This is a genomic window from Paraburkholderia sp. RL17-381-BIF-C, assembly GCF_046026435.1.
Taxonomy (GTDB): domain Bacteria; phylum Pseudomonadota; class Gammaproteobacteria; order Burkholderiales; family Burkholderiaceae; genus Paraburkholderia.
Genome location: NZ_JARESX010000020.1, coordinates 91,966 through 115,215 on the forward strand (window position 1 = coordinate 91,966; position 23,250 = coordinate 115,215).

The 23,250-nt window shown below is 61.6% G+C and carries 20 protein-coding genes and 2 pseudogenes; 9 read left to right on the forward strand and 13 right to left on the reverse strand.

From position 1 onward, the window contains the following. The first annotated feature begins 60 nt into the window (after positions 1–60). From P0D70_RS15040 to P0D70_RS15065, 6 genes are all read left to right on the forward strand, one after another. Complete coding sequence (locus P0D70_RS15040; protein ID WP_408185078.1) at positions 61–1,110, forward strand: ABC transporter substrate-binding protein; 1,050 nt, start codon at positions 61–63, stop codon at positions 1,108–1,110. Positions 1,111–1,237: 127 nt separating this feature from the next. Next, complete coding sequence (locus P0D70_RS15045; protein WP_408185094.1) at positions 1,238–2,506, forward strand: ABC transporter permease; 1,269 nt, start codon at positions 1,238–1,240, stop codon at positions 2,504–2,506. A 15-nt stretch (positions 2,507–2,521) separates the two neighbouring features. Then, positions 2,522–3,361, forward strand: coding sequence for an ABC transporter permease (locus P0D70_RS15050; protein ID WP_091805049.1), 840 nt, complete (start codon positions 2,522–2,524; stop codon positions 3,359–3,361). A 152-nt stretch (positions 3,362–3,513) separates the two neighbouring features. After that, the gene (locus P0D70_RS15055) at positions 3,514–4,581 is read left to right on the forward strand and encodes an OmpA family protein (protein ID WP_408185079.1); all 1,068 of its coding nucleotides are present in this window, start codon (positions 3,514–3,516) and stop codon (positions 4,579–4,581) included. Positions 4,582–4,772: 191 nt separating this feature from the next. Continuing rightward, positions 4,773–5,414 carry a response regulator gene (locus P0D70_RS15060; RefSeq protein ID WP_408185080.1) on the forward strand — a complete coding sequence of 214 codons (642 nt, stop codon included), beginning with the start codon at positions 4,773–4,775 and terminating at the stop codon, positions 5,412–5,414. After that, entirely contained in the window at positions 5,411–5,797 is a 387-nt protein-coding gene (locus tag P0D70_RS15065; RefSeq protein WP_408185081.1) for an Hpt domain-containing protein, read from the forward strand. Before P0D70_RS15060 ends, P0D70_RS15065 begins: the two co-directional genes overlap by 4 nt. 35 nt (positions 5,798–5,832) lie before the next feature. On the opposite strand, the gene P0D70_RS15070 is transcribed toward P0D70_RS15065, so the two are convergent. The 13 genes from P0D70_RS15070 to P0D70_RS15130 all read right to left on the reverse strand — a co-directional run bounded on the left by P0D70_RS15070 (position 5,833) and on the right by P0D70_RS15130 (position 18,088). Beyond that, positions 5,833–6,609, reverse strand: coding sequence for a lytic transglycosylase domain-containing protein (locus P0D70_RS15070; protein WP_408185082.1), 777 nt, complete (start codon positions 6,607–6,609; stop codon positions 5,833–5,835). A gap of 62 nt (positions 6,610–6,671) precedes the next feature. Next, complete coding sequence (locus P0D70_RS15075) at positions 6,672–7,415, reverse strand: TadE family protein (protein WP_408185083.1); 744 nt, start codon at positions 7,413–7,415, stop codon at positions 6,672–6,674. A gap of 89 nt (positions 7,416–7,504) precedes the next feature. After that, a complete protein-coding gene (locus P0D70_RS15080) occupies positions 7,505–7,855 on the reverse strand; it encodes a DUF192 domain-containing protein (protein WP_408185084.1) in 351 nt (116 codons plus the stop codon). Next, positions 7,852–8,733, reverse strand: coding sequence for a type II secretion system F family protein (locus P0D70_RS15085; protein WP_408185085.1), 882 nt, complete (start codon positions 8,731–8,733; stop codon positions 7,852–7,854). The genes P0D70_RS15080 and P0D70_RS15085 overlap by 4 nt, the downstream gene beginning before the upstream one ends. Positions 8,734–8,736: 3 nt before the next feature. Beyond that, entirely contained in the window at positions 8,737–9,585 is an 849-nt protein-coding gene (locus P0D70_RS15090; protein ID WP_091804949.1) for a type II secretion system F family protein, read from the reverse strand. Positions 9,586–9,595: 10 nt separating this feature from the next. Then, the gene (locus tag P0D70_RS15095; protein ID WP_408185086.1) at positions 9,596–11,497 is read right to left on the reverse strand and encodes a TadA family conjugal transfer-associated ATPase; all 1,902 of its coding nucleotides are present in this window, start codon (positions 11,495–11,497) and stop codon (positions 9,596–9,598) included. Positions 11,498–11,519: 22 nt separating this feature from the next. Then, complete coding sequence (locus P0D70_RS15100) at positions 11,520–13,307, reverse strand: type II and III secretion system protein family protein (RefSeq protein WP_408185087.1); 1,788 nt, start codon at positions 13,305–13,307, stop codon at positions 11,520–11,522. Positions 13,308–13,331: 24 nt separating this feature from the next. Further along, positions 13,332–14,423, reverse strand: coding sequence for a Flp pilus assembly protein CpaB (cpaB, locus tag P0D70_RS15105; protein WP_408185088.1), 1,092 nt, complete (start codon positions 14,421–14,423; stop codon positions 13,332–13,334). A gap of 20 nt (positions 14,424–14,443) precedes the next feature. After that, positions 14,444–14,650: a hypothetical protein gene (locus P0D70_RS15110; protein WP_091804936.1), complete on the reverse strand. Its 207-nt coding sequence runs from the start codon at positions 14,648–14,650 to the stop codon at positions 14,444–14,446. A 1-nt stretch (position 14,651) separates the two neighbouring features. After that, positions 14,652–15,320 (reverse strand): hypothetical protein, encoded by a 669-nt coding sequence (locus tag P0D70_RS15115; RefSeq protein ID WP_408185089.1) that lies wholly within the window; start codon positions 15,318–15,320, stop codon positions 14,652–14,654. 47 nt (positions 15,321–15,367) lie between these two features. Next, positions 15,368–16,252, reverse strand: a complete 885-nt coding sequence (locus P0D70_RS15120; protein ID WP_091804930.1) for a hypothetical protein — start codon at positions 16,250–16,252, stop codon at positions 15,368–15,370. Next, positions 16,249–17,781, reverse strand: a complete 1,533-nt coding sequence (locus P0D70_RS15125; protein ID WP_408185095.1) for a pilus assembly protein TadG-related protein — start codon at positions 17,779–17,781, stop codon at positions 16,249–16,251. Before P0D70_RS15125 ends, P0D70_RS15120 begins: the two co-directional genes overlap by 4 nt. A 25-nt stretch (positions 17,782–17,806) precedes the next feature. Then, positions 17,807–18,088 carry a Flp family type IVb pilin gene (locus P0D70_RS15130; RefSeq protein ID WP_091809009.1) on the reverse strand — a complete coding sequence of 94 codons (282 nt, stop codon included), beginning with the start codon at positions 18,086–18,088 and terminating at the stop codon, positions 17,807–17,809. Positions 18,089–18,603: 515 nt separating this feature from the next. Here P0D70_RS15130 and P0D70_RS15135 point away from each other — a divergent pair. The 3 genes and pseudogenes from P0D70_RS15135 to P0D70_RS15145 form a co-directional block, all read left to right on the forward strand. Beyond that, positions 18,604–21,048 (forward strand): annotated as a pseudogene (locus P0D70_RS15135) (ESPR-type extended signal peptide-containing protein); the annotation flags it as partial. A 138-nt stretch (positions 21,049–21,186) separates the two neighbouring features. Further along, positions 21,187–22,404 (forward strand): annotated as a pseudogene (locus P0D70_RS37105) (YadA family autotransporter adhesin); the annotation flags it as partial. A 71-nt stretch (positions 22,405–22,475) separates the two neighbouring features. Next, the coding region (locus P0D70_RS15145; RefSeq protein WP_408185090.1) for an OmpA family protein at positions 22,476–23,250 on the forward strand (775 nt) is incomplete at its 3' end.

Here is a 23,250-nt window from a genome sequence, read left to right on the forward strand (position 1 = left end):
ACATAACAAAGTCGCACTGTATTGAGCTGGAAGCACACCACCAAAGGAGAGCAACACACCATGAGCAAGATCGGGAAATCGCGCTGCGCCATCGCTGTCGGTGCTGTGGCGCTCGCGCTGGGCGCCGCGCAAGTCAATGCGGCCGAATTGACGGTCGTCAATTTCGGCGGCGCGAATGGCGACGCGCAAAAGGTCGCCTTCAACCAGCCGTTCGAAAAGGAGACCAGCAATAAAGTCACCGCTGTCGAATACAACGGTGAGCAGGCCAAAGTGAAAGCGATGGTCGAAGCCAAGCATGTGAACTGGGATGTGGTGGAAGTCGAATCGGGCGATATCGGCCGCGGCTGTGATGAAGGGCTGTACGAGAAACTCGACTGGTCGAAGATCGGCAAGAAGTCCGATCTGATTCCCGAAGCACCGCAAACCTGCGGCGTGGGCTTCTTCGTGTGGTCGACGGCGCTCGCGTACAACGCCGACAAACTGAAAACGGCGCCGACCGGCTGGGCCGATTTCTGGGACGTCAAGAAATTCCCGGGCAAGCGCGCGATGCGCAAGGGCGCGCGCTATAACCTCGAATTCGCGTTGATGGCCGACGGCGTGCCGCCGAAGGAAGTCTACAAGGTGCTCGCCACCAAGGCAGGCCAGGACCGCGCGTTCAAGAAGCTCGACGAACTGAAGCCGAACATTCAGTGGTGGGAAGCAGGCGCGCAGCCGCCGCAATTCCTCGTGGCGGGCGACGTGGTGATGTCCACCGCGTATAACGGCCGGATCGATGCGGCGCAGAAGGAAGGCAAGAACCTGAAGGTGGTGTGGAACGGCAGCATCTACGACCTCGACTACTGGGCGATTCCGAAGGGCACGCCGAACAAGGCGCTGGCCGAGAAGTACATCGCCTATTCGATTTCGTCGAAGCCGCAACAGGACTACGCGCACAACATTGCGTACGGTCCGGTGAACGTGACGGCTATCAAGGCGCTCGATGCGAAGACGCTCTCCAATCTGCCGAACTCGCCGGCTAACGGCAAGAACGCGGTGCTGCAGAACCTCGCGTTCTGGACCGATCATGGCGATGAACTGGAGCAACGCTTTTCGTCGTGGGCTTCGAAGTAGGGAGTGGGTGTGAAGGCGCGGGTTGACTTGGGGTGAACCCGCGCTGGGTTGTTGTAGTGAACGCATGGGGCAGGAGTAAGCGCTGAAGCGCTAACTCCCGCCGACAAAGGAGACGGGTTTGACCTCGATGACCATTGCTGCCGATTCGACGCCTGAATCAAGTGGCCGGCTCAAGCGCGAGCTGAAGGCCGCGGAATCCAGAAAGCGGGCCATGGCCCTGCTGCTGATCGCGCCGCTCGCGATCTTTCTGCTGCTGATCTTTGTCGTGCCAATCGGCGCGCTGCTCACGCGTGCCGCGCAGAATCCCGAAGTGGTCAACGCGCTGCCGCATACCCTCGCGGCGTTGAGCGCCTGGGATCGCAAGAGCACGCCACCAGACGCCGCCTATACTGCCCTGGCCGTCGACCTTGCCGCAGTCGCCGACAGCGACGGCATGGGCGCACTCGCGCGACGCCTGAACGTCGAGATTCCGGGTTATCGCTCGCTGATCGCCAAATCCGCGCACGCCATGCCGTTCGCCGACGACAACAGCAAACCCTTGCAGCTGACGCCCGCCCAGGTCCACGCCAAATTCGTCGAACTGGACGAACGCTGGAACGACATTACGTACTGGCAAGCGATAGCCAAAAACGCCGGCGCGTATTCGCCGTTCTATTTGCTTGCTTCACTGGATCACAAACAGGACGCGTTCGGCCACATCATCCCGACCGATCCCGATCAACAGATCTATCTCGCCGTGTTCAGCCGCACCTTTGTTATCGGCGCCGCGGTAACGGTCTTCGCGCTGCTGCTCGGCTACCCGCTTGCATACTGGATTTCCACGCTACCCGAACGTCGCGCGAATCTGGTGATGATTCTCGTGCTGATTCCGTTCTGGACCTCGATCCTCGTGCGCGTGGCGGCATGGATCGTGATTCTGCAAAGCGAGGGGCTGGTGAACAAAGCGTTGATCGGCAGCGGACTGTTGCATGACCCGCTGTCGCTGCTGTTCAACCGCACCGGCGTCTACATTTCGATGACGCATATTCTGCTGCCGTTCATGATCCTGCCGCTCTATAGCGTAATGAAGTCGATCCCGCCGACCTATCAGCGCGCCGCGGTCTCGCTCGGCAGCCATCCGTTCGCCGCATTCTGGCGCGTGTATGTGCCCCAGACTTATCCGGGCATCGGCGCGGGTGCGCTGCTGGTCTTCATTCTGGCAATCGGCTACTACATCACGCCGGCCTTGCTCGGCGGACCGAACGATCAGATGGTCAGCTACTACGTCGCGTACTACACCAACGTGACGATCAACTGGGGCATGGCGTGCGCGCTCGGCGGTCTGCTGCTCGCCGCGACACTCGTGCTGTATGTCATTTACGGGCGCTTCACGCGTTCGTCACTGAGCCTCGGCTGAACGGAGCTTATTGCGATGAAACTTGCCAAGCCATTGTTCGCGCCGCATACGTCATGGGTCGAGCGCGTCTGGTATTTCGCGCTGCGCGGTCTCGCCGTGCTGACGTTGCTGTATCTCATCTTGCCCGTGCTGGCGATCGTGCCACTCTCGTTTTCGTCGAGCACGTTCCTGGTGTATCCGATTCCGGGCTGGTCGCTGCGCTGGTATCAGAACCTGATCGCATCCGATGAATGGCGCATGGCCGCCAAGAACAGCTTTATCGTCGCGCCCTCGGCGACGGTGGTCGCAACCGTGCTCGGCACGCTCGCGGCAATCGGACTGACCAAAGCGAATTTTCGCGGCAAAGGCTTGCTCATGGCGATCCTGATCTCGCCGATGATCGTGCCGGTGGTGGTGGTCGGCGTGGGCATGTATCTGTTCTTTGCGCCGCTCGGGCTGGCCAATACGTACATCGGGCTGATTCTCGCGCATGCGTCGCTCGGTGTGCCCTTTGTCGTGACGACGGTCGCGGCGACGTTGCAGGGGTTCAATTACAACCTGGTGCGGGCGAGTTTGTCGCTGGGCGCGAATCCGTTGAAGACGTTTTTCCGCATCACGTTGCCTGTGATCGCGCCGGGCGTGATTTCGGGTGCACTGTTCGCATTCGCGACTTCATTCGACGAAGTCGTCGTGACACTGTTTCTTGCGGGCGCGGATCAGACTACGTTGCCCCGTCAGATGTTCACCGGCATTCGGGAAAATATCAGCCCGACTATCGCGGCGCTGGCGACAATTCTGATTGTGTTCTCGACCAGCCTGTTGCTGGCGCTCGAGTGGCTGCGTGGGCGAAACGCAGCACGGGCGGTCAAGGCCTGAATGCAATGCGAACGGCAACGCGTTGTTGTTCGCATCGCATGATGCGCAACAAATTTCAGACGATATTCTAAGATTGTTCCCATTCCCTGCGTATCAGCGTCTCTTCATACTCGTAGCCGTCGATAAGAAGATGCGCTCGTCGCAGAGAATCAATGAAACACCAGCTAACGGTGCTTGTGTGCGCGCTGGCCTTGACAGCCTGCGCGGACCACGCCGCGCGTGAACGGCTCGGCATCCAGGATGCCACGTTGCTGCAAACCGGCTTCGGCGCCACGCAAGACGAAGCCGCAGGCGCGGTCAACGCGCAATGGGTCAGCACCTACGCACCCATCGCAAGCAGTAGTGCGGCGCTGACCAGTCTGCAAGCGCGGCTCGATCGGTTGCCGGGCGACAAGAACGGCTATTTTCACGCCAAGGCGCAATGCTGGATCACTGCCGCCCAACAGGCGCACCAAGCTAACGACCACTGGGGCTTCGTCGAAGAAGCGATCGGCCAGGCGGCCACGATCACGCTCAGTCTGGAGAATGGCACGCCGTTATCCGCAGCCAATCCCGCCCTGCGCACGGTGTCCACGGTGCGCCCCGATCTGTGGAAAATCGTCAATACCATCAAGTCGGATCCCGCCGTCGCTTCATGTCCGCCGGCGCAGCTGCCGCTCGCATGCGCTGAAGTCGAACTGATGCAAGCCGGGCATGACGCATGGCGCCGCAGCTTCACCAACGCCGAGAAGCGCTTGCCGGAGGTACAGGACAACTTGCGCCAATCGGCGCAACGGGCTCTGCAATGCGGGCAGCCAATACCAACCCCGCCAACGGCTGCTGCCTCTGCTGCAAAGTCGCCGCAAAAGATCACACTAAAGGCCGATTCGCTTTTCCGCTCCAACGGCGGCGAAGAAGCCGCCATCTTGCCTGCCGGCAAGCGCCAGCTTGATGACCTGGCGACCGACCTTAGAGCCGTTCCCGCTTTGCACGCGCTGAAAATCACCGGCTACGCCGACCGCCTCGGCGACAAGTCATACAACTTTGGCTTGTCGTTGCGACGTGCGCGCACGGTCGAGCGATATCTGCGAGCGCATGGCGTGAGCTTGCCGATGACCGCGCTGGGCAGAGGCAGTGCGGACCCGCTGGTCGATTGCCGGCAGACCCGGCGTGATGCCTTGAGGCGATGCCTCGCGCCCAATCGCCGCGTCGAGATCGAACTTGTCTCGGCGCGTTCCTAGTGCCCTTGCAGCTAACACGATCCTGCGTTCCGGCGTGCCAACAACAGCGCGCAGAAGGTCGATCGTTTCGACGAGTCCGTGTCGTACCACCATTCGCCACGGGCAATTGTGCCCGCACACATACGTGCGTTCTCAAGCTTGACGCTGACAACAATCGGCGTCGCAACGCGTGTTCAGAAGGATTAGGAGATATGTCAACTATTCTGGTTATCGATGACCATCCGGCGTTCCGTATGGTCATCAAAATGCAGCTCATGCAATTGCTCGGCGTGGAAGAAGTGATCGAGGCCGACAACGGCCAGACCGCCGTGGAGATGGCTCGGGTGCACACCCCGGAACTCGCCATACTGGATCTCGACATTCCGCGCATTAGTGGGCTCGATGTGATTCCCCGTCTCAGGCTCGTTCATCCACCCATTCGAGTGATGGTGTTGTCGGGCCACGACCCGGCCACGTTCGCGCCGCGCGCAATGCGCTCGGGCGTCCACGGTTTCGTCGGCAAGTCGCAGGAAATGAAAGAGATCATGCGCGGCGTGGAGGCGGTGCTGGCCGGCTATACCGTGTTCCCCGTGGCGGCCAACGGAGCCGGCATAGCGGCGGCCGCTGGTGCCGGCGGGGAAGAGCAAAGGATCGGACTGCTGTCGGATAAAGAACTCGTGATACTGCAGATGCTCTCGAAAGGCATGTCGAACAAGGCGATTGGAGATGCCTTGTTCATTAGCAACAAAACCGTCAGCAGCCACAAGACGCGCATCATGCAAAAGCTCAGTGTCAAATCGCTCGTTGAACTCATCGATCTGGCGCGGCGTTGCCGGATCGCCTCCGTGCAATGAAAGTCACTGGTGCGACAAACCAGGTCGTGCCTGCCGGCGACCCCTCCATGTTCCGGCAGAAAGCGCTGGAACTGGCGGGTGGCGACCAGGTCACCGCTCGGCGTCTGCTCGAAATGATCGCGCAGACCAATCGAACGACGCTCGCCGCGTTGCACGACAGTTTCAGGGCGGCTTCATGGGATAGCGTGGGCAGCGCGGCACATCGGATTGCGGGATCGGCGCGTATGCTCGAATGCCACGAGGGGATTACGCTGCTGACGCGACTGGAAGCGGCGGCGCGTAAGCGCGATATCGTGCTCGCAGCGGCACTGCTGCCACGCGTGGCCGACGCGCTTGGAGAGTTCGACACGTCGATCGGAAAAGCGCTGACCAGTACCGACTAGCCGGGATCCGGGAGCGCTTCTTCGCCAGGTTACGTTCAGTCGGCACCGCCTGAGCCAACCAGTAGAAAGCGTCCCCGAGTGCCGCTGGACACCGCTTGCACCAATGCCGGTCCGGGAGAAGACGAGGCGTCCCGATACCACCGGTATCGCGCGATCACTTTGGGCACGTAAGCCATGGTTTCCGCATACGGCGGTATCTGTCCGCCGTATTTTTGTACGGCACCTTCACCTGCGTTGTATGCCGCCAAGGCAAGTGGAAGGCCGCCGAACTGGCGCATCAGTTCTTTCAGATAGCGTGCTCCGGCCGCGATGTTCTGGCGCGGATCAAACAGATTGGACGCGCCGTGCTGCGCGCCCGTGGCGGGCATCAACTGCATGAGGCCTGTCGCGCCCCTGGGCGACACGGCTAGTGGATTGCCGCCGGACTCCACCTCGATGACCGCCATCAGCAGCGCGCTGTCGACATCGGCGGCGTGGGCGGCTTCGCTGATGATCGGCGAAAGCGCCATGACACGCGAAGCGGCCGAAGGGGAAGTTTGCCGCACCCCGTCGTTCCGTGCCACGCTGCCTGGCTGGATCACGACAGACTGCGAGCCGGCGTCGCCGGATGCCGCAACGGGTGCGATCGTTGCCGCGCGCGCCGGCAGCGCGATGGCATTTTCGCCGCGTGTCATTCCACCAATCATCATGACCACGCCAGTCGAACGACGTTCGCGCGCGGCGGTGGCGACGTCGGCGGCCTTGGCTCCGAGCGGCACATACGCACTCGCGGCGATCAGGCCGCCGAGCAGCAGTGCACGGCTCGGCGCCATGCGGCATCTCTTTGCCCTTGGGCCTCGCAACGCAGGTAGTTCGTCTTCAACGTGATGCGACATCAATTGCCTGTCGGGTTCGGAGCGTCGTTCAATGCGGATGCCCTAAGCGGCGACTGCATACGCACCATCGCCTCCGAATCGAGCGCGATCGGCCAGTGGCCGGTTGCGATACCGTCAGCGAGTTTGGTCTTGCAGAGATAGTCACCCTGTTGCGGATCGCCGTACGGATCCTGATTCACGTTGGCCGGTTCGCGAGTCAGAATGCCTCCCGCACCGATCGTGCCGATCACGTTGGTGGCGTAATAGATCACTTTGTTCACCACGGGCACGTACATGTTGTAGCAGTAATGCACATGAATTTTCAGCAGGTTGGCGTCCTGGATGTTCATGTGCGACGTTGCACCCGGTGGTACGGAGGAATCGCGATACATCAGCGAGTCGTTGGGTATCTCCGAATAGGTCGCCGCCTGGTCCGCATAGTAGCGCGGTCGCGAATAGTCCTGAATGGCCGCGGGAGTCGGGTTGAGCACGGTGATGCTGCTGAATCTGGCGGCGTCGGCTTGCGCGCTCGCGAGCGCCGCTGCGACGCCGTCGGCGCTTGCCTGATGCGCGTAAATGGGCGCTAGTCCGCGTGCGAGACCGCTGCGCATGGACTGCATCGAGCCGTGGTTGACCGCGCCTTCGCGCGCGGCCTCCAGAACGGCCACGTCCAGCGTCGACTTCGCCTGATAGAGCAGCACGAACTGCAGAATGCCAAAACAGACGAACAGCAGAGCGGGTGCGACGATGATGAATTCTGTCATCGACTGACCCGACTGCGTGGTCCTGCGTGCATTGCCGATCAGTCTCGTGTGGCGGCTCAGAATCCGCATCAAATTTAAAGATGGACGTTTCACGAGGTCGCCTCGAAAACAAGTGGGTCGCCGATAGCCAGTCCATGCCGGCGCGCCGAGTCGGCCGACATTTCCAGGATGTGGCTCGCGCGCAGGCTGAACACCATGCGCCGCTTGGGGACGCAGTGATGGATCGCGACCACGCGCTGCTGGCGGTCGAGAAACACCACGTCGATGGCAAAGCGCATGCCGAAGGTGTGGACCGATCCGCAACGATTGAGTAGCAGCGCCTCGCCGGACGCGAGCGCGGCGCGCCCCAGCAGACCGCGCATGCGTTCCCCCGCGGTCTCGGTGATCGACACTTCGATGCCGATGTCGCGTCCATTAACGAGAAGGCGGGCTGACTTCACAGCAAACCCTCCTGGACAAACTTCATCGCGATCGGGAATCCCAGCACAATGAACGTGATAGGAAAAATGAACGCCAGCAGCGGGAACACGAGTTTCACGGGTGCTTCCATCGCCTGTTTTTCGGCCCGCTGGAAGCGTTCCGAGCGGCGCTGTTCGGACTGGAAGCGCAACGACTTCGCGAGCCCTGAACCCATTCGTTCCGCTTGCACGACGGTGCCCACCAGATTCGTGACTTCCTTGATGCGCAACCGGTCGTCGAGTCGGCGCAGTGCTTCCATGCGGTTCAGGCCGGACTTGAGGTCACGCAGCACGTGTTCGAGCTCCCGGCGCAACGGACCTTCCGGGCCTTTTTCAACGGCCTTCTGAATTGCACCATTGATATTCAAGCCGGCTTCGACGGCGAGCGTCAGAAAGTCGAGATAGATCGGCAGATGTTTGAGAATCTGACCGACGCGACGGCGGCGCACGTCGCGCGTCCAGATGCGCGGATAGAAGTAGCCGAGGACGGCGACGGAAATCAGCACCAGCAGCGAGAACCAGCCTACCAATAGCATCAGCAACAGCGTAACGAGCGACGCCAGAACCGAAGCGATAATCGACAACGCGATGAACTGGCGCGCGTTCATCAGGAATGTGAGCGAGGTGAGCCGCAATTGCAGATCGGTCTTTTCCACCAGCTTTGCGCTGAACGAGTTGCCGAAATGGTGAACCACAAAATTGACGAGTGGCCACAGCGGACGAAGCGATTTCGGCAATGGGTCGAGGAAGATGCGGTCCTCTTCGGGCACGGCGCCGGCCAGGCCGTTGAGCGACTTGTAGCCGACGGCGATAAATACGATCAAGCCGAAGCTGACCATAAAGGCAATGAATAGCAGCATAGGTCACACGTCGATGTTGGTGATCTTGGTAATCCAGATGTAGCCGAGGAGCTCCATCACCCCGATGACCGCCAACGTGGCCCAGCCGACCGGCTCGTTGAAAAGCGGCGCCATGGCCTTGGCTTCCATGAAGCGCAATACCAGCATCAGGAAGAGCGGCAGACAGGTCATCACGATGCCTTGCATGCGGCCTTGCGATGTCAGTGCCCTGATCTTGCCTTCCATCTGCAGCTTCTCGCGCAAGGTGCGCGCAACGGACTCGAGCGCCTCAGCGAGATTGCCGCCCACTTCACGCGCGATCGTGACGGCCGCGGTCATCATCAGCAAGTCGGGAATCGGCATGCGCTTTTCGAGGTTGCGCATGGCGATGTCGAGATCGATGCCGAGACGGATTTCCCGCATCAACAGGTCGAATTCCTGGGAAATAGGCGGCGTCGTCTCGTAGACGACTGCCTCGAGCGCGGAGGGAAAGCTCGCGCCGGCACGCAGCGCGCCGGACATCATCAGCAGCGCATCTGGCAGCTGTTTTTCCAGCGCTTCGATCCGCTTCTTGCGCATGCGCTTGAAGTACTTCTTCGGCAGCATCATGGCGAGTGGCACCGACGCCAGCGCCAACAGGATGCTATGGCTGAACACCAAGACAATGGCCGGCAAGCCGACCATGACAACCATGCTCCACGTCGCGGCTTTCTGGCGGTTGACGAACACGAAGGCGTCGGCGAGCGACGACTCGATTTCGCCCGCCATCTGGCGAGAGCCGGCCCTGATAGTGGACGTGCCCATGCGCGAGAGCAGAAATATCAGGAACAGGGTGCTGAAGAACGCCAGCGCAAGAATAATGGGAAGGCTCATGACGAAGCGCTCATTCGGCGCGCGTGAAGATGTCGGTATTCACCGGGATGCGCCTGCGAATCAGCTCCTGATAGAAATCGGGCACATAGGCCGTGGGGACGAATTTGCCCTGAATCTTGCCGTGCTCGCTGAAACCTTCCTCCTTGAACACGAACACGTCTTGCAACGTGATGACGCCCGATTCCATGCCACTTACTTCGGTGACGTGCGTGACGCGGCGCGAGCCGCAGGAGAACCGCGACTGTTGCACGATGATGTCGACAGCGGAGCAGATCTGTTCGCGAATGGCCTGCACCGGAAGATCGAGACCCGCCATGAGCGTCATCACTTCGAGACGCGCAATACAGTCGCGCGGCGTGTTCGCGTGGGCGGTGGTGAGCGAACCGTCGTGGCCCGTGTTCATGGCCTGCAACATGTCCAGCGCTTCGCCGCCGCGGCACTCGCCGATCACGATCCGGTCCGGACGCATCCGCAGGCAGTTTTTCACCAGATCGCGTATCGGGACGGCGCCTTTGCCCTCCATGTTCGCGGGGCGCGCTTCGAGCGAGACGAGGTTCGGTTGCGAGAGTTGAAGTTCCGCGGCGTCTTCCACGGTGACGATGCGCTCGTCGTCGGGAATGTAGCTCGACAGCACGTTCAGCAAGGTGGTCTTGCCCGAGCCCGTGCCGCCCGAAATGACAATGTTGGCGCCCTGCTTGACGGCCGTGTGCAGGAACTCCAGCATGCTGGCCGACATCGAGCCGAACCTGATCAGGTCTTCGCCGCCGAGTTTCTGCCTGGAGAACTTCCGGATCGTGATGCTGGGGCCTTTCAGCGCGAGCGGAGGAATCACGGCGTTGACCCGTGAGCCGTCGGCGAGCCGGGCGTCGACCATTGGCGAGCTTTCGTCGATACGGCGGCCGATAGGCGCGACGATCCGTTCGATTGCGCCGAGCACCGCGCGGTCGTCGGTGAAGATCACGGGCGAACGGGTGAGCTGGCCGTTCTGCTCGATGAAAATCTCGTCGTGGCAATTGACCATGATTTCCGACACCGTCGGATCGGCGATCAGTTCCTCAAGCGGCCCGAGTCCGATGATTTCATCGAACACACTCTTCTTCAGGTCGGCGAGCGGAATGTCCGCTGTCCGAAAGCTGGGGTCGTGATTCAGAATGTCGTCGAGCGCCGCGCCGACAGTCTTACGCAATTCGTCCTCTTCCATACGCGCAACATTCAGGCGACGCAGGTCGAGTGCCGCGATCACCTTCATGTGCGCCTGTTTGCGCAGTTCGATACCGAGCGGACTGTTGATCGGCGCAACCGGCAACGCCGCCGCGGCGGTCTTCTTCGCCTGGGCGGGTTGCATGCGCAGCGGGGCTTCGGCTGCGGGCTGCTTCGGCGTAGGTAGACTCTCGTGCCGCGCGGGCGTGGGTTGGCCGGCGGTCGCGACGTTGTGCGCATAAGAAGGCTGTGACGACGAAGACACCGGAGCCGTAACGGCAAACGAGGGCTCCCTATGCGCCAATGCATGAGCTTGCAGCGGCAACGGGGCTGGCGGCGCGCTCTGGTCGGCATGACCCGCCGCAACCGGCTGCTGCGCCTGTTGCCCTTGCTCAACCACTTGATGCGCTGGCGGCGTCGCGACCGCGGCACGAACGATCCTGATCGTCGTCACGCCGATTTCAATCTGATCCGCCTCGGTCAACGGGCCATAACGGGTGATCGGCGAACCGTTGACGAGCGTGGCCGCGATGCCGCCCTGGTCTTCGATGTAATAAGCGTTGTGTTCTCTGACGATGCGCGCCTGCAGCTTGCCGATCAGCATGCCCTTGACGATCACGTCGCAGCTCGCGTCCTTGCCGATCGTGCAACCCTGTTCGACCTGTAGTGCGCGAACGGGCGCATTTCGCGCGTGTACCTGAAGATTGAGCATGATGCTTCTCCGCGAAGTCCGTTCAGTTGTTCGACGTGCCGAGCACGCCGATTTGCTGCTGCGGCACCTTGCCGTTCGAAGCGGGTTGCACGGCGTCATGTGTCGGCACGGCTTGCGGATGCTGCTGCGTGTCGTTCAACATACGCAGCGCTTCGGCGACGCCGGCTGGCGGCATGCTGGCCGGCGGCTGTGGCGGCGGCAGTTGAGCCGGCGCGCTGGCGGCCTGTGTCTCGGCCTGTGTCTTGGCCGGAGCCTGAGCCGGGACTTGTTCCGTTGCCGGTGCTGGGATCTGCGACGAAATCCGGGCTGGTGTTTGACGTGACACCGGAACCTGCATCTGCGCTGGACCTTCAACGCCAGCCCCGACTGATGCGCTCGCCTGCGGCATCGCCGGTACTTGCGGCGTGCTGCGGATAGGCGTGGGAAGAAGCGCGGGCGTGGCCCCGATCGGCTGACGCGGCGTGGTGACATGTTTCGCCTTGTCGTCGTCCGCGACAAGCGGGTCGGTATTGCCATACTCTTTGCGGAAGTTTTCGTCGAGCTTATCGGCACGCGCGAGCAAATCCGTATTGGGCGAAAGATCGGGATCCGAAATGACCGGCGTCACGAAAATCACGAGATCGCTTTTCTTCGCACGGAAGCTGTCCGAGCGGAACAGCTGCCCGATGATCGGCACCTGGCTGAGAAAGGGCATGCCATTGGAATCGTTGGCGGCGTCCGCGCTGACCAGCCCGGAAATGGCCAGCGTCTCGCCGGCCCGCATGGAAATGTCGGAACTCGTGTTGCGTGTCAGGAAGCCTGGCATGCCGGCGTATGTCACCGAGGGGTCGATCTGACTGATCTCCGTGGTGAGATGCGCGGAGATGATGTTGTTCGCGTCGACAACGGGAACGATGCTCAGCTTGATACCGTAGTCCTTGTATTCAATGCTGGTCGTGCCGAGCGCGCCCGACTGCGGAATCGGCACCTGGCCGCCCGCCAGAAAGCTCGCCGTCCCGCCGCTCTTCGTATTGAGCTCGGGCGCGGCGAGAACGTACGCGTCGCCGTTCTCCACCGCGAAGTTGATTTGCGAGGTGATGTTCGAAGCGATGCCGGCAAGAAAGTAGCTCGTGCCCGCCGTGATGGCTTTGGCGGCGCCCGTTGCGACGCTCGCGGCGCCGCCGATCTGTGGACCCTTGAAGGCGCTGTCCCACGCAATACCGAGATTGCGCTGGCCGGTGCGGGTCACTTCCATGATCTGCACCTTGAAGTGGACGGTCTTGCGCAACGCGTCGCCTTCGTCGACCGTGGTCGTGTCGACCACGTTCTTCATCTCTTGCGTGGCCGCCTTGACGATGCCCGCCATGTCGCGGTGAACGACGCCCGACAGCACGATATTCGAACCGATTGCGTCGATACGCAGCCCCGCGACGGACTTGAGCACGGCCCGCAACTGTTCCAGCGAAGCGTTCACTTCCGCTTTGGCGATGCGCACCGTGGTCTGCAACGCAATGCCCTTGTCGTTCCACACCACGAGCGACGTGATGCCGTCCTGCTCGCCGAGCAGCATCAGGCTGCCGTCGACTACATTCGCGGTCAGCAGCTTGCCGTTGCCGATGGCAATGCGCTTGATCGTGCCGGGAATATGCAGGATGCGCACTTCGCCACGAAACATTTCGAGCACACGGGTGCTCGCCGACGCGCTGTCCATGGCTGCGGTTGACCCTGTCTGGGCGAGCGCCGCCGGGGCGGCCTCGCACAACAACATGCCGGCGAGGACAGACGGCAGGACCCGGCGGCGCCATTGCGCCGCATTGTTTTTGACTTTCATGGTGTGAAACCTGGGCTCAGTACTTTAGTTCTGCTTCGACGTGCCGGGCGCAGCGGCCTTCTGCAGTTGTTGGGCAATGGCGTTGGCCTGCTCATACAGGCTCGGCTGACGCTGCGGCGAAGCGGGCGCCGGCTGGCCTGCATCGGCCGGCGCGGCCGCCTGCGGTTGCTGGGCGGATGCGCTCGGTGGGCCTTGGGAGACGAGCACGTTAGTGCTATTCGCACCGCCGCCCGAAATCACTTCGACCGTTTGGGGCGCGGGGCCCGTGCCGCCGGTGACGCGTCCGCGGGCCGGGTCGATGAACACGTCGCTTTCCTGAACCAGGGACGGGCCGTCGGCGCCTTTGTCGTCCGAATTGCGCAAGATCAGTCGCAAACCGCCGATCTTCTGCGCAAGGGCGACGCGCGGGACGTCGTCTACCGGCACTTCCAGCGTGACCGTGGTGTAGCCCATGCCCGCCTGCCGGCTCATGGCGCTGCTGTTGGCGTTCGCCTGATCCTGCTGGGCGGCCTCGCCCGCGTCGCGCGGGCGCATGTCCTCGCCGGTCGCGAGAACCAGCACGTTGGGCATGACCAGTTGCGCCACTTTCTTTTCATCCGAGGCGCGATCCTGATGGAAGACCTTGCCGACCCAGTACACGTCGACACGATTGCCGGGACGAAGCAACAGAGCCGTGGAGTTGACCGTGTCGATTTCCACCGTGAGCGCGCGCGTACCGGGTCGCAGGACGTCGGAAAAATCGCGGCCACGCAACGCGTCGATGTCGCCGGCGCGCAAAGGCAGGCCGCGGCGTACCGGTTTCACGAGATGCGACGTGCGGTATTGGTCGAAGTTGTCCGCGCGGATCGTGTCGTCATAGACCAGATCGCCGGAAATCTCGCGCGCGACGAAGTCGCCGCTGGACAAAGGCGTGCCGACAGGAACATCCTGCGCCGGAACCACGACTACCACGCCTGCGCGCACGCGGTGCGCGTCCAGGTCCGCCTTGAGTTTTTTCTCGCGGTCGTTGAGGTATTTGTAGAGGAGGAACGTGAGCCCACCCGCAACCAAGACGGCGAGAAACAGCAGTACCCATGAATTCGCGAGAAGTGAGCGGAGTTTTATTTTCTTAAGCATGACAAATTGACCGTTGCGGGTCAGGGAAGCGAAAGGGTGAAGCTGTAGGCGCTGAAGAACGACTTAAGGCTCGAGACAAGAGCAGCGAACGGCGCTATGGAGTTGGTATCCGCCAGCAGCAACGCCCCGGCAAGAACAGAGGTGACCACGAGATACTCCGCGTAAGCCTGGCCACGCTGCCGGCTGCGCTGCGTCGCAAAGGAAGAAAGACGTTCTGCTTTTGACATTTCAACGATTCCTGATTGCATTGACGACGGCGGCCGTTCTGCCGCCGCGATCCGAAAAACTGACATCCACACTGTCAGCGCCGTGCTGCATGGCGAATGCTGTTCCTTGCGCGGCGCGGGTGCCGGTGGACCGATAATCCGGTTGGCGGGCAACGTTCACCCAACCTCGCGCGGCGAGCGTGTTGCGATATCGTTGTGCATTCCATTGCGGATCTCCCGGCATATCGAGGAGCCAGGTGCGTCCCGTCTGGTCAGGATCATGGCTTTCGACGTCCGAGAGGATCGCGCTTTCTTCGGGCAGCGGAATCGCGGAGTCGGGAATCCGATGGTTGGCCTGGTCGCTGCCGAGGCGGACCACGCTCATGAGTCCACGGGTGTGATCGCCCTCGTTTTGAGGCGGGATACTGAGTATGTACAGGCACTGATCGTCCAGCGCGCTGAGCAGCAGTCCGGAGGCATTGCTACGGCCCTTCGCCGGCACATCTTCAAGAATCCAGAATTCGCGAAAGGCTTTGGATACGTCTTCGGTTGTTCCTGCGAATTGCATGCCGACTACCGACGTGGGCACACCGTTCACGATCATGTCGCGCCCGATCGCCTGGACGCTTTGCGGCTGCACGGGTGTTTTGTTGCACGCATTGCCCGCCACCGCGTTGCCGACGAACAGCAACGCGCTGCCGATGCACACGCCTCGCGCGAGGTGATAGACATGTCGATTCATTGTTTCAGCCGGCTTGCAGGTACGACGTCTTGCTGGACGACACCGAACTGGAGCGATGAAATCTCCGGCGCGTACTTCCGCAAACTCTGGTAGCCGTTCGATGGCACCAGTGCGACCTTGGCGGCCGGCACGGCCTGACTGAACAGAGCCTTGTTGCTGGCGGAGCCGTCCGGCGTCCAGCTGTTGGTGATCAGCACATTGGTGTCAGAGAACGTAAGGCCGCTGAATGCCGGCAGCGGGTCGTCTTTCGGCCAGAACCGCTTGAGCACGTCGCTGTTCCGGCCGACCGAGACGCTGAGCGTGCCGGATCGCATCGTGCTCGTTGGCAAGCTCAGGTGGGCGAGATACTGGCCGCCGGCTGCGGTCGAGACGGACCACTGGGAGAGCGCGGTGCCGTTCAGACTACTCGCGGGATCGGCGGCCACGCCGGTACTGACCGCGATATCGGACGACGAGGCGAGCAGCGGATTGCCACCATAGTCGTTCCACATGGCAGGCAGTGAAGCGGGTAGTTGGTTTTGCTTGAGATCGGCGCTGGAAATTGGCGAGCTGTCGTGTGCCATCAGGCGCTGCATCAGCTCGCCCTTGAGTTCGGTGTCCAGTTTGTTCGCCGCCAGGGCCGAGCCGCCATAGGTGCTCGACCAGCCTTCCGTGGTGCTCGGATCGCTGGCGAGATTCTTCGAGGCGTCGCCGTCCGACCACACGGTGCGTTCCCATGCGAGGTAACGCGAGCCCATGAGCGTTCGGTTGCGGATGTCGTTGAATTTGCCGAGCATGGCGATGCCGAGCAACAGCACGCTCATGACCATGGTCATGGAAATAAGGAACTCCACCATCGCCTGGCCCGACTGCGCCGTGCTTCTCATGTCGATTCGCTTCATGGTTTCTGGGCCTGCGTTGCTGCGGAGATCTGGCTCGCCTGGGCGGCTGCGCGTTCACTGGCGCTGACCGGTGCAAGCCGCGCTTGCCAGTAAGGACTGAAGAGGCTTGGATATTCGGTGGCATGATCGGCGCGCGCCCATTGACTGCTGTTCAGCAGGCCGCCCATGAGCGAGCCGCCGAAGGAGGTCTCATCGGGTCGCACAAAATAGGCGTTGGCGCTGGACAGCGCGCGCATGGCACCCGCTGCCGCGTTGTCGGCAAGCTCCATTCGCCCACCGCCTTGCAGACCTATGGTCTTCACCAGCGTGTTGCTGTTGCGCGTGACTTCGATGGTGATGCGTGGGGCCTCACTGGCAAGGGTTGCGCCAGTCATTTCCTGATACGGCAGCAGGCCGCCGTTGGCCGGGTCGAGCGAGGGGCCGGGGCCGGCGCGGAATTGCTCCGCCATCGCTTCGGGCACTTGCCATCCCGGCGACAGACTACCCTGATAACCGAAGTTGAAATAGCCGCCATAGCCTTGCCAGTCTTGCCACGCGGCAAAGGGCGGGTTGGTCATGAAACTGGTGATGTTGCCGTTGGCGCTGCCGCCTGAGCCGGCTACGTCGCCAAAGGCCCCGAAACAGCTCACGCTCAGTTGCGCAGTACTCGCGTCGATGGATTGCCAGCCGGATTTGTCGCTGCGTAATTGGGTGCCCCCGGCATGCGTGACGTTCACGGTAATCGTGCTATTCGCGCTGCCGCATATGCGAATGGCCGTGTCGTTCAGTTGCTGGAAATTGGGCGCGACGCTGCGATTGGAGTTGCGGTTCTTAACGAAGCCGTCGAGGGTGGTCGGAGCCGTCACCACGTCGGCGAATTCATTGGGTCCGAGCGTACCCGCGGGAGTGACCGTGGCCGTGTAGGAGGTCCACGCCGCGAGCTGCGCCGCGTTGCGCGAACCCGTGAAATATCCGCTCGTGACGTGCGTGTCGGGTTGATTGAGTTGCGCGACCGCTTCCGCGGTGTCGGGGACCGTGGTCACGACCGCCGCGTGGTAGTTGGCCTGCGCAACGCTCAACGCTCGATTGAGCGAGCCGATATTCCTGGCCACTGTGGGCAGCAGTGCGTCCAGCGCTGCGCGCACCGGCGCGATGTCGGCCTTGCCGAGTTGTTTGGGCGTGCTCCATTGAGCCGGATGATCCGCTAGCGAATTGACCACATTGTCGAGTTCCGACTGCGAGTAAGTGGCGTCGAGTTCGTCGATCCACGACTTCAGTGCGACCACCTGGGCGGCCGTGACCTGATTGGCGATCATTGCCCGGTTGGTGTATGCGGAGAAGTTGTAGTCGCGCGCCTGCAATACGGCGGCGCTATAGGCGGCGGCGTCGGCAGTGTTCTGAAGTTTGATCCTGGCGCTCGTCATCTGGAACGAGTTGAATGCCACATAGAGGCCGATACAGCCGGCCAGAAGAAAAATCAGCGCAGGGACCAGCGCCTGCCCGCTAGCGCCGGCGACCCTGGCCCTGCCCTTGCGGGCAGAGCGTTTCATCATGGATATGGCTAATCTGAAAAGATTAGTTGCCCGTGTTGTTGCTGTCGTTATACGTACCCATGTTCTTCGTGTGATTGGCGTTGGTGGTCGCCGTGTCGGCGTTGGTCTGCGCCGTCGAGATGTTGCTCTTGGCGTCCTTGCCGGACATTTCAATCGCGAGGCCGGAGGTCTGGTTACGCAGCGTTTGGCCGAACAGCGAATACACGCCGATTGCCGACACGGCGATCAGAGCGACGATGATGATGTACTCGGTCATGCCTTGACCGAGTTGCTTATTTTTGCGACAGATTGGAGAAATTTTCATAATCTCGTTATTGAAAAGGTGAAACAGATGATTGAGTAATGCCTGGACACGGTTTTGCGATCCTTCGTGTCTTGAACAGAAATAGAAAATATAAATTCACTGTTCAAAACGCACGGGCAATGGTGTCGGGGCGGAGTATAAGAATCTGTGGACTTCTTAGGGTTGCGAAGTTTCTGAGGCTTGGCGGCGTAATTCCGCATGCCGAGCTGCATATCCGGAAGAGGCTTTCAATTCATGAATCAGGCGGGCCGGCAGGCAAATGCGGTGCTGTATAGCCGCTTGTTTTGTCGCGGCGACGCCACAGAAATGCAAGAAGACGGCTTGGCTTATAGGTAGTGAAAGCACTGCAGATTCAAGCTGGCTGCGGTAATTAGGCGAGCTATGACTTATCTTGCGCCAATTCAGAAAATTCCTACGCGCATTTCGCGTGCTCTGATTTTTAGGGATAGGGCTGACGGTTAGATTTGCACCGCATGAAAGAGCGGGGCTGGCCCGTTAGTCATACTGGGAAATTTATGAATAAGTCTTATATCAGCGTCTGGAACGACGCTTCAGGAACGTGGGTGGCTGCGCCCGAGACTGCCAAGGTGCACAGCGGTTCGGGCTCTGCGTCTTCCTGCACGATCTCGTCCGCGAGTGACGTGGCGAGCCGTCAGGGAGCCCCGTTGAAAACAGCGTTCATGCCGCTTGCCATGGCAATCGGCGTGGCCATGCTGCCGGGCACGGCAGCCGCCCAGGCGGTCACCGGAAACGGCGGTCTGGAGTTGTGCCCCGCAGGCGTAGGAGGCTTGGGGTCTTCGTGGGGACCGCTGTCGAGCGCCGTCGGTTTCATGAGTTGTGCTCCTTATGGTGGCGGGAATGCGTCCGGTGACGGCATGTCGTTCTCGTTGAACAACGCGGCCTCCACCGACGGTGCATGGGGTTTCAACAGTGGTCAAATCACTGCCCGCGTAACGGGCTATCAGGATGGCCACCTGGAGCTCGCGGCCGAGACTGGCATCTACATGATCAACGATGTCAACATGAGCGGCAACAAGATCACCGCGTTGGCGCCCGGCGACATATCGTCGACGAGCACGGACGCGGTGAACGGCGCTCAGGTCTATCAGCGCACGCGGTATTTCCAGGCTAACTCTCCGTCGAGCGACCCGTCTACAGACGCGCGAGCGATTGGCACGAGTTCCGTTGCTTCCGGACCGTCGTCGTTGGCGATTGGCAAAAATTCCAGCGCATACGGTGCAAACACCTCCGCGATCGGCACCAATTCAGTTGCGCTCGGCGCCGGTTCGGTCGCCAGCCGCAGTGACGCTGTGTCGGTGGGCTATCTGTCGGCGGATGGAAAATCGCAGTACACGAGACAGATCGTCAACGTGACCGCGGGCGCCGCGGGCACGGACGCTGTCAACGTCGACCAGCTGAACGCCGCGATCGCAAGCGTCAGCGGTGGTGGGGGCGGTGAGGTCACTCCCAACGCCGTGACGTACGACACTTCGGCATCGACGCAGATCACGCTCAAGGGAGCGGGCGGCACCAAGATCACGAACCTGACGGCTGGCGACATCTCGTCCATCTGGAGTACGGATGCGGTGAATGGCTCGCAGCTGTACCAGACGAATCAGAACGTAACGAACGTCGTCAATAACGTTGCGAACGTGGCGGGCAATCTTGCCAACGTGACGAACGTCGTCAACAACATCGTGAACAACGGCATTGCGGGCTCGCCGCTCGTGGTGACCTACGACACATCGGCGCGTGACAAGGTCACGCTCGGCGGCACCGACCACACGACGACGGTCAAGCTCACGAACGTGGCGCCGGGCGATATTTCGTCGGCCTTGAGTACGGACGCGGTGAACGGCGCGCAGTTGTACGCGACGAACCAGAACGTTAGCGCGCTGGCAAGCAATGTCGGTGACATTGTGGTGAATCTGTACAACCGCGGCGCCAAGTACTTCCACACGAATTCGTCGCTGGCCGATTCGTCGGCAGTCGGTACGAATGCGGTGGCGATCGGCGGTGCGGCGATCGCGACGGCAGCCAACTCGGTGGCGCTGGGTGCCAACTCGTTGTCCGACCGTGCGAACTCGGTGTCCGTGGGCGCGACCGGTTCGGAACGCCAGATCATCAATGTGGCGAACGGTACGAGTGCCACTGACGCGGTCAACCTGCAGCAGTTGCAGGCCGTGGCAGCAAGCATCAGCAGCAGCACGGTGACAGACAGCTTCGTTGCCTATGACGACTCGACCAAGGGCTCGGTCACGCTGAAGGGCGCGAGCGGATCGACGATCACGAACCTGAAGGCAGGTGTACTGACGGCATCGAGCCTGGACGCGGTAAACGGCAGCCAGCTGTACCAGACAAACGCGAACGTGGCGAATGTCGCCGGCAATGTCGCAAACGTCGCGGGCGACGTCACGTACGTGACCAACACCGTCAACAATATCCAGAACGGTGGCGGCATCAAATATTTCCACGCGAATTCGTCGCTGGCCGATTCGTCGGCAACGGGCGCGAATGCCGTGGCGATCGGCGGTGCAGCGAATGCGTCGGCAGCCAACTCGGTCGCACTGGGCGCCAACTCGGTAGCGGGCCGTGCGAACGCGGTATCGGTAGGCGCGACCGGCGCTGAACGCCAGATCATCAACGTCGCGGCGGGTACGCAAGATACCGACGCGGTGAACCTGGCGCAGATGAACACGGCAATTACCAACGCCTCGATTAGCGGCGGCGGTTCGCCTGACGCGGTGGTCTATGATTCGTCCTCGCATACCAGCCTTACGCTGGGCGGCGTGGGTGCTTTGGCTCCGGTAGCGCTGACGAACGTGGCGGCCGGCCGGATCGCATCGGGCAGCACCGACGCAGTGAACGGCGCTCAGTTGTACAACGTGTCCAACAGCGTGGCTGCCGCACTCGGCGCTGGCTCGACGGTCAACAAGGACGGCACGGTCTCGGCACCGGGTTACACGATCAGCGGTGCGACATACGGCAATGTTGGCGACGCGCTGAACGCGCTCAATACGGCCGCCGGCGATCTGGTCGGCGCGGCGAAGTACGTCAAGGTGGTCTCATCGGCGGGTGCGGCATCGGCAAGCGGCAGCGAATCCGTTGCGATTGGCGGCAATGCAATGGCGACCGGCTCCAACTCGCTGGCGCTCGGCGCAGGCTCGACTGCAAAGTACAACAATTCGACGGCGATCGGCGTGAACGCCACCACGGACGCGGACAACACTGTGTCCGTTGGCGCCCGCGGTGCGGAAATGCGCATCACGCACGTGGCAAACGGTCTTAACGACACCGACGCAGCCACGGTGGCCCAGCTTAATGCGCTTCAGTCAAAACTGCAGAGTACGCAGCAAAGCAGCGGTGTGAAATCCTTGCTGCTGGGCGCCGCAGTGCCGGTGACGAGCTACATCGCAGTGAGCTCGAACGTGACCGGCGGCGGAAGCACGTCCGCTTCGAGCGACCTGAACGCAATGGCAATTGGTCCGGTCGCGGCTGCAACCGGTGTTGGCGCGCTGGCTGTAGGCTCGGGCTCCGCCGCCGGCAGCGATGCTTCCACGGCAATCGGCACGGGCGCTGGCGTGGCGTCGGTGGCCTCGACTGCAATCGGTTACAGCGCGATAGTCGGTGCCAACTCGGTCAACTCGCTGGCGATCGGCTATAACTCGCGTGCGAATTCAAACAACACCATGGCTCTTGGCTCCTTCGCCAGCGCCACGAGTGCCGGTTCGGTCGCGCTTGGGTACGCAGCCTTCGTGAACCAGTCCGCCACGAACGGTTTGGCATTGGGGCTGAATGCGTCAGTGAGCGCCGTGAATGGCGTCGCGATCGGCTACAACTCGGTCGCGGATCGGGCTAACGCCGTGTCGGTGGGTAGCTCGAGCAAGCAGAGCCAGATTACCTACGTGGCGGCTGGTACGAGCGGCACCGACGCGGTCAATGTCAACCAGTTGTCGGGCGTGACCTCCATCATTGGCGGCGGCGCGGCTGTGAACTCGGACGGTACGATCAAGAAGCCGAACTTCACGATTGGCGGTCAGACCTACACCGACGTCGGGTCGGCCATCAACGCGGCAGTATCGACCGGCACGGCCAACGGCGTGCAATACGACACGACGGCGCGAACCAAGGTGACGCTGGGTGGTACAACTATCGCGGCTACCAGTCCGTCGGTCTGGGCGTGTCCCGCTGGAATGAGAAGGGCACGATCAACTACAACCTTGGCGTGTCCACCTCGGGCGGCAATAGCACCATCGTTCGCGCTGGTATCGGTATCGTCCTCGGCAACTAAACAACGGCCGCGAGGCTTTGATTAGAGGCTCGAAACGTTAGCCGTCTGGGTCGCACGGGAAGTTTCCGTGCGACCCTCTTTCCATGAGAAACAGACATGAAGTATTCGTTATTTGCCATCGCGCTTGCCGCGATACTCGCAGGATGTTCGTCGTCCGCGACGCGTGACCGGCTGCAGATTCAGGACCCTACCGTTCTGCAGAACGGGTTCAGCGCGACGCAGAGCCAGGCAGCCGGCGCCGTGACGCCGCAGTGGATCGCAACGTATGGCGGCATCAAGAACGGTGCGATGTTGAGCGCCGTGCAGACCCGCCTGAACGCACTGGGTGAGCGCAAGAACAACTATTTTGGCGACAAGGCGCAATGTTGGCTCAACGCGGCCGCCGATGAACGCTCCAGTCACGACGGTTGGGGTTTTGTCGAAGAAGCGTTGACCCAGGCCAATCGCTTGACCACCGCACTGGAAAGTGGCCAGGGTCTTTCAGCGGACAATCCCGACTTGCGGACCGCTTCGGTACTCCGGCCGGATTTGTGGAAGCAGATCCTTGCGGTCAAGACGTCGCCGCTGTTCCCGCAATGTCAGGAAGCGCAGCGCCTGACAGCATGCTCTGAAGTCGAGTTGATTCACGCCGGCCACGAGGCGTGGACGCGTGACTTCGACGAGAGCAAGCGCCTGGTCGATGGCGTGGAAAAGAGCATGCCCGGCGTCGGTGCCGCGCTCGAGGCCTGCACGCCGCCGCCGGCCGCCGCACCAATCGCGGCGATTCCGCAGAAGATGACGCTGCAAGCCGACGCGACTTTCAGATTCGATCGGGGCGACCTCGCCGGCATGCTGCCGGCCGGTAAGGCCAAGCTCGACGAACTGATCCGCA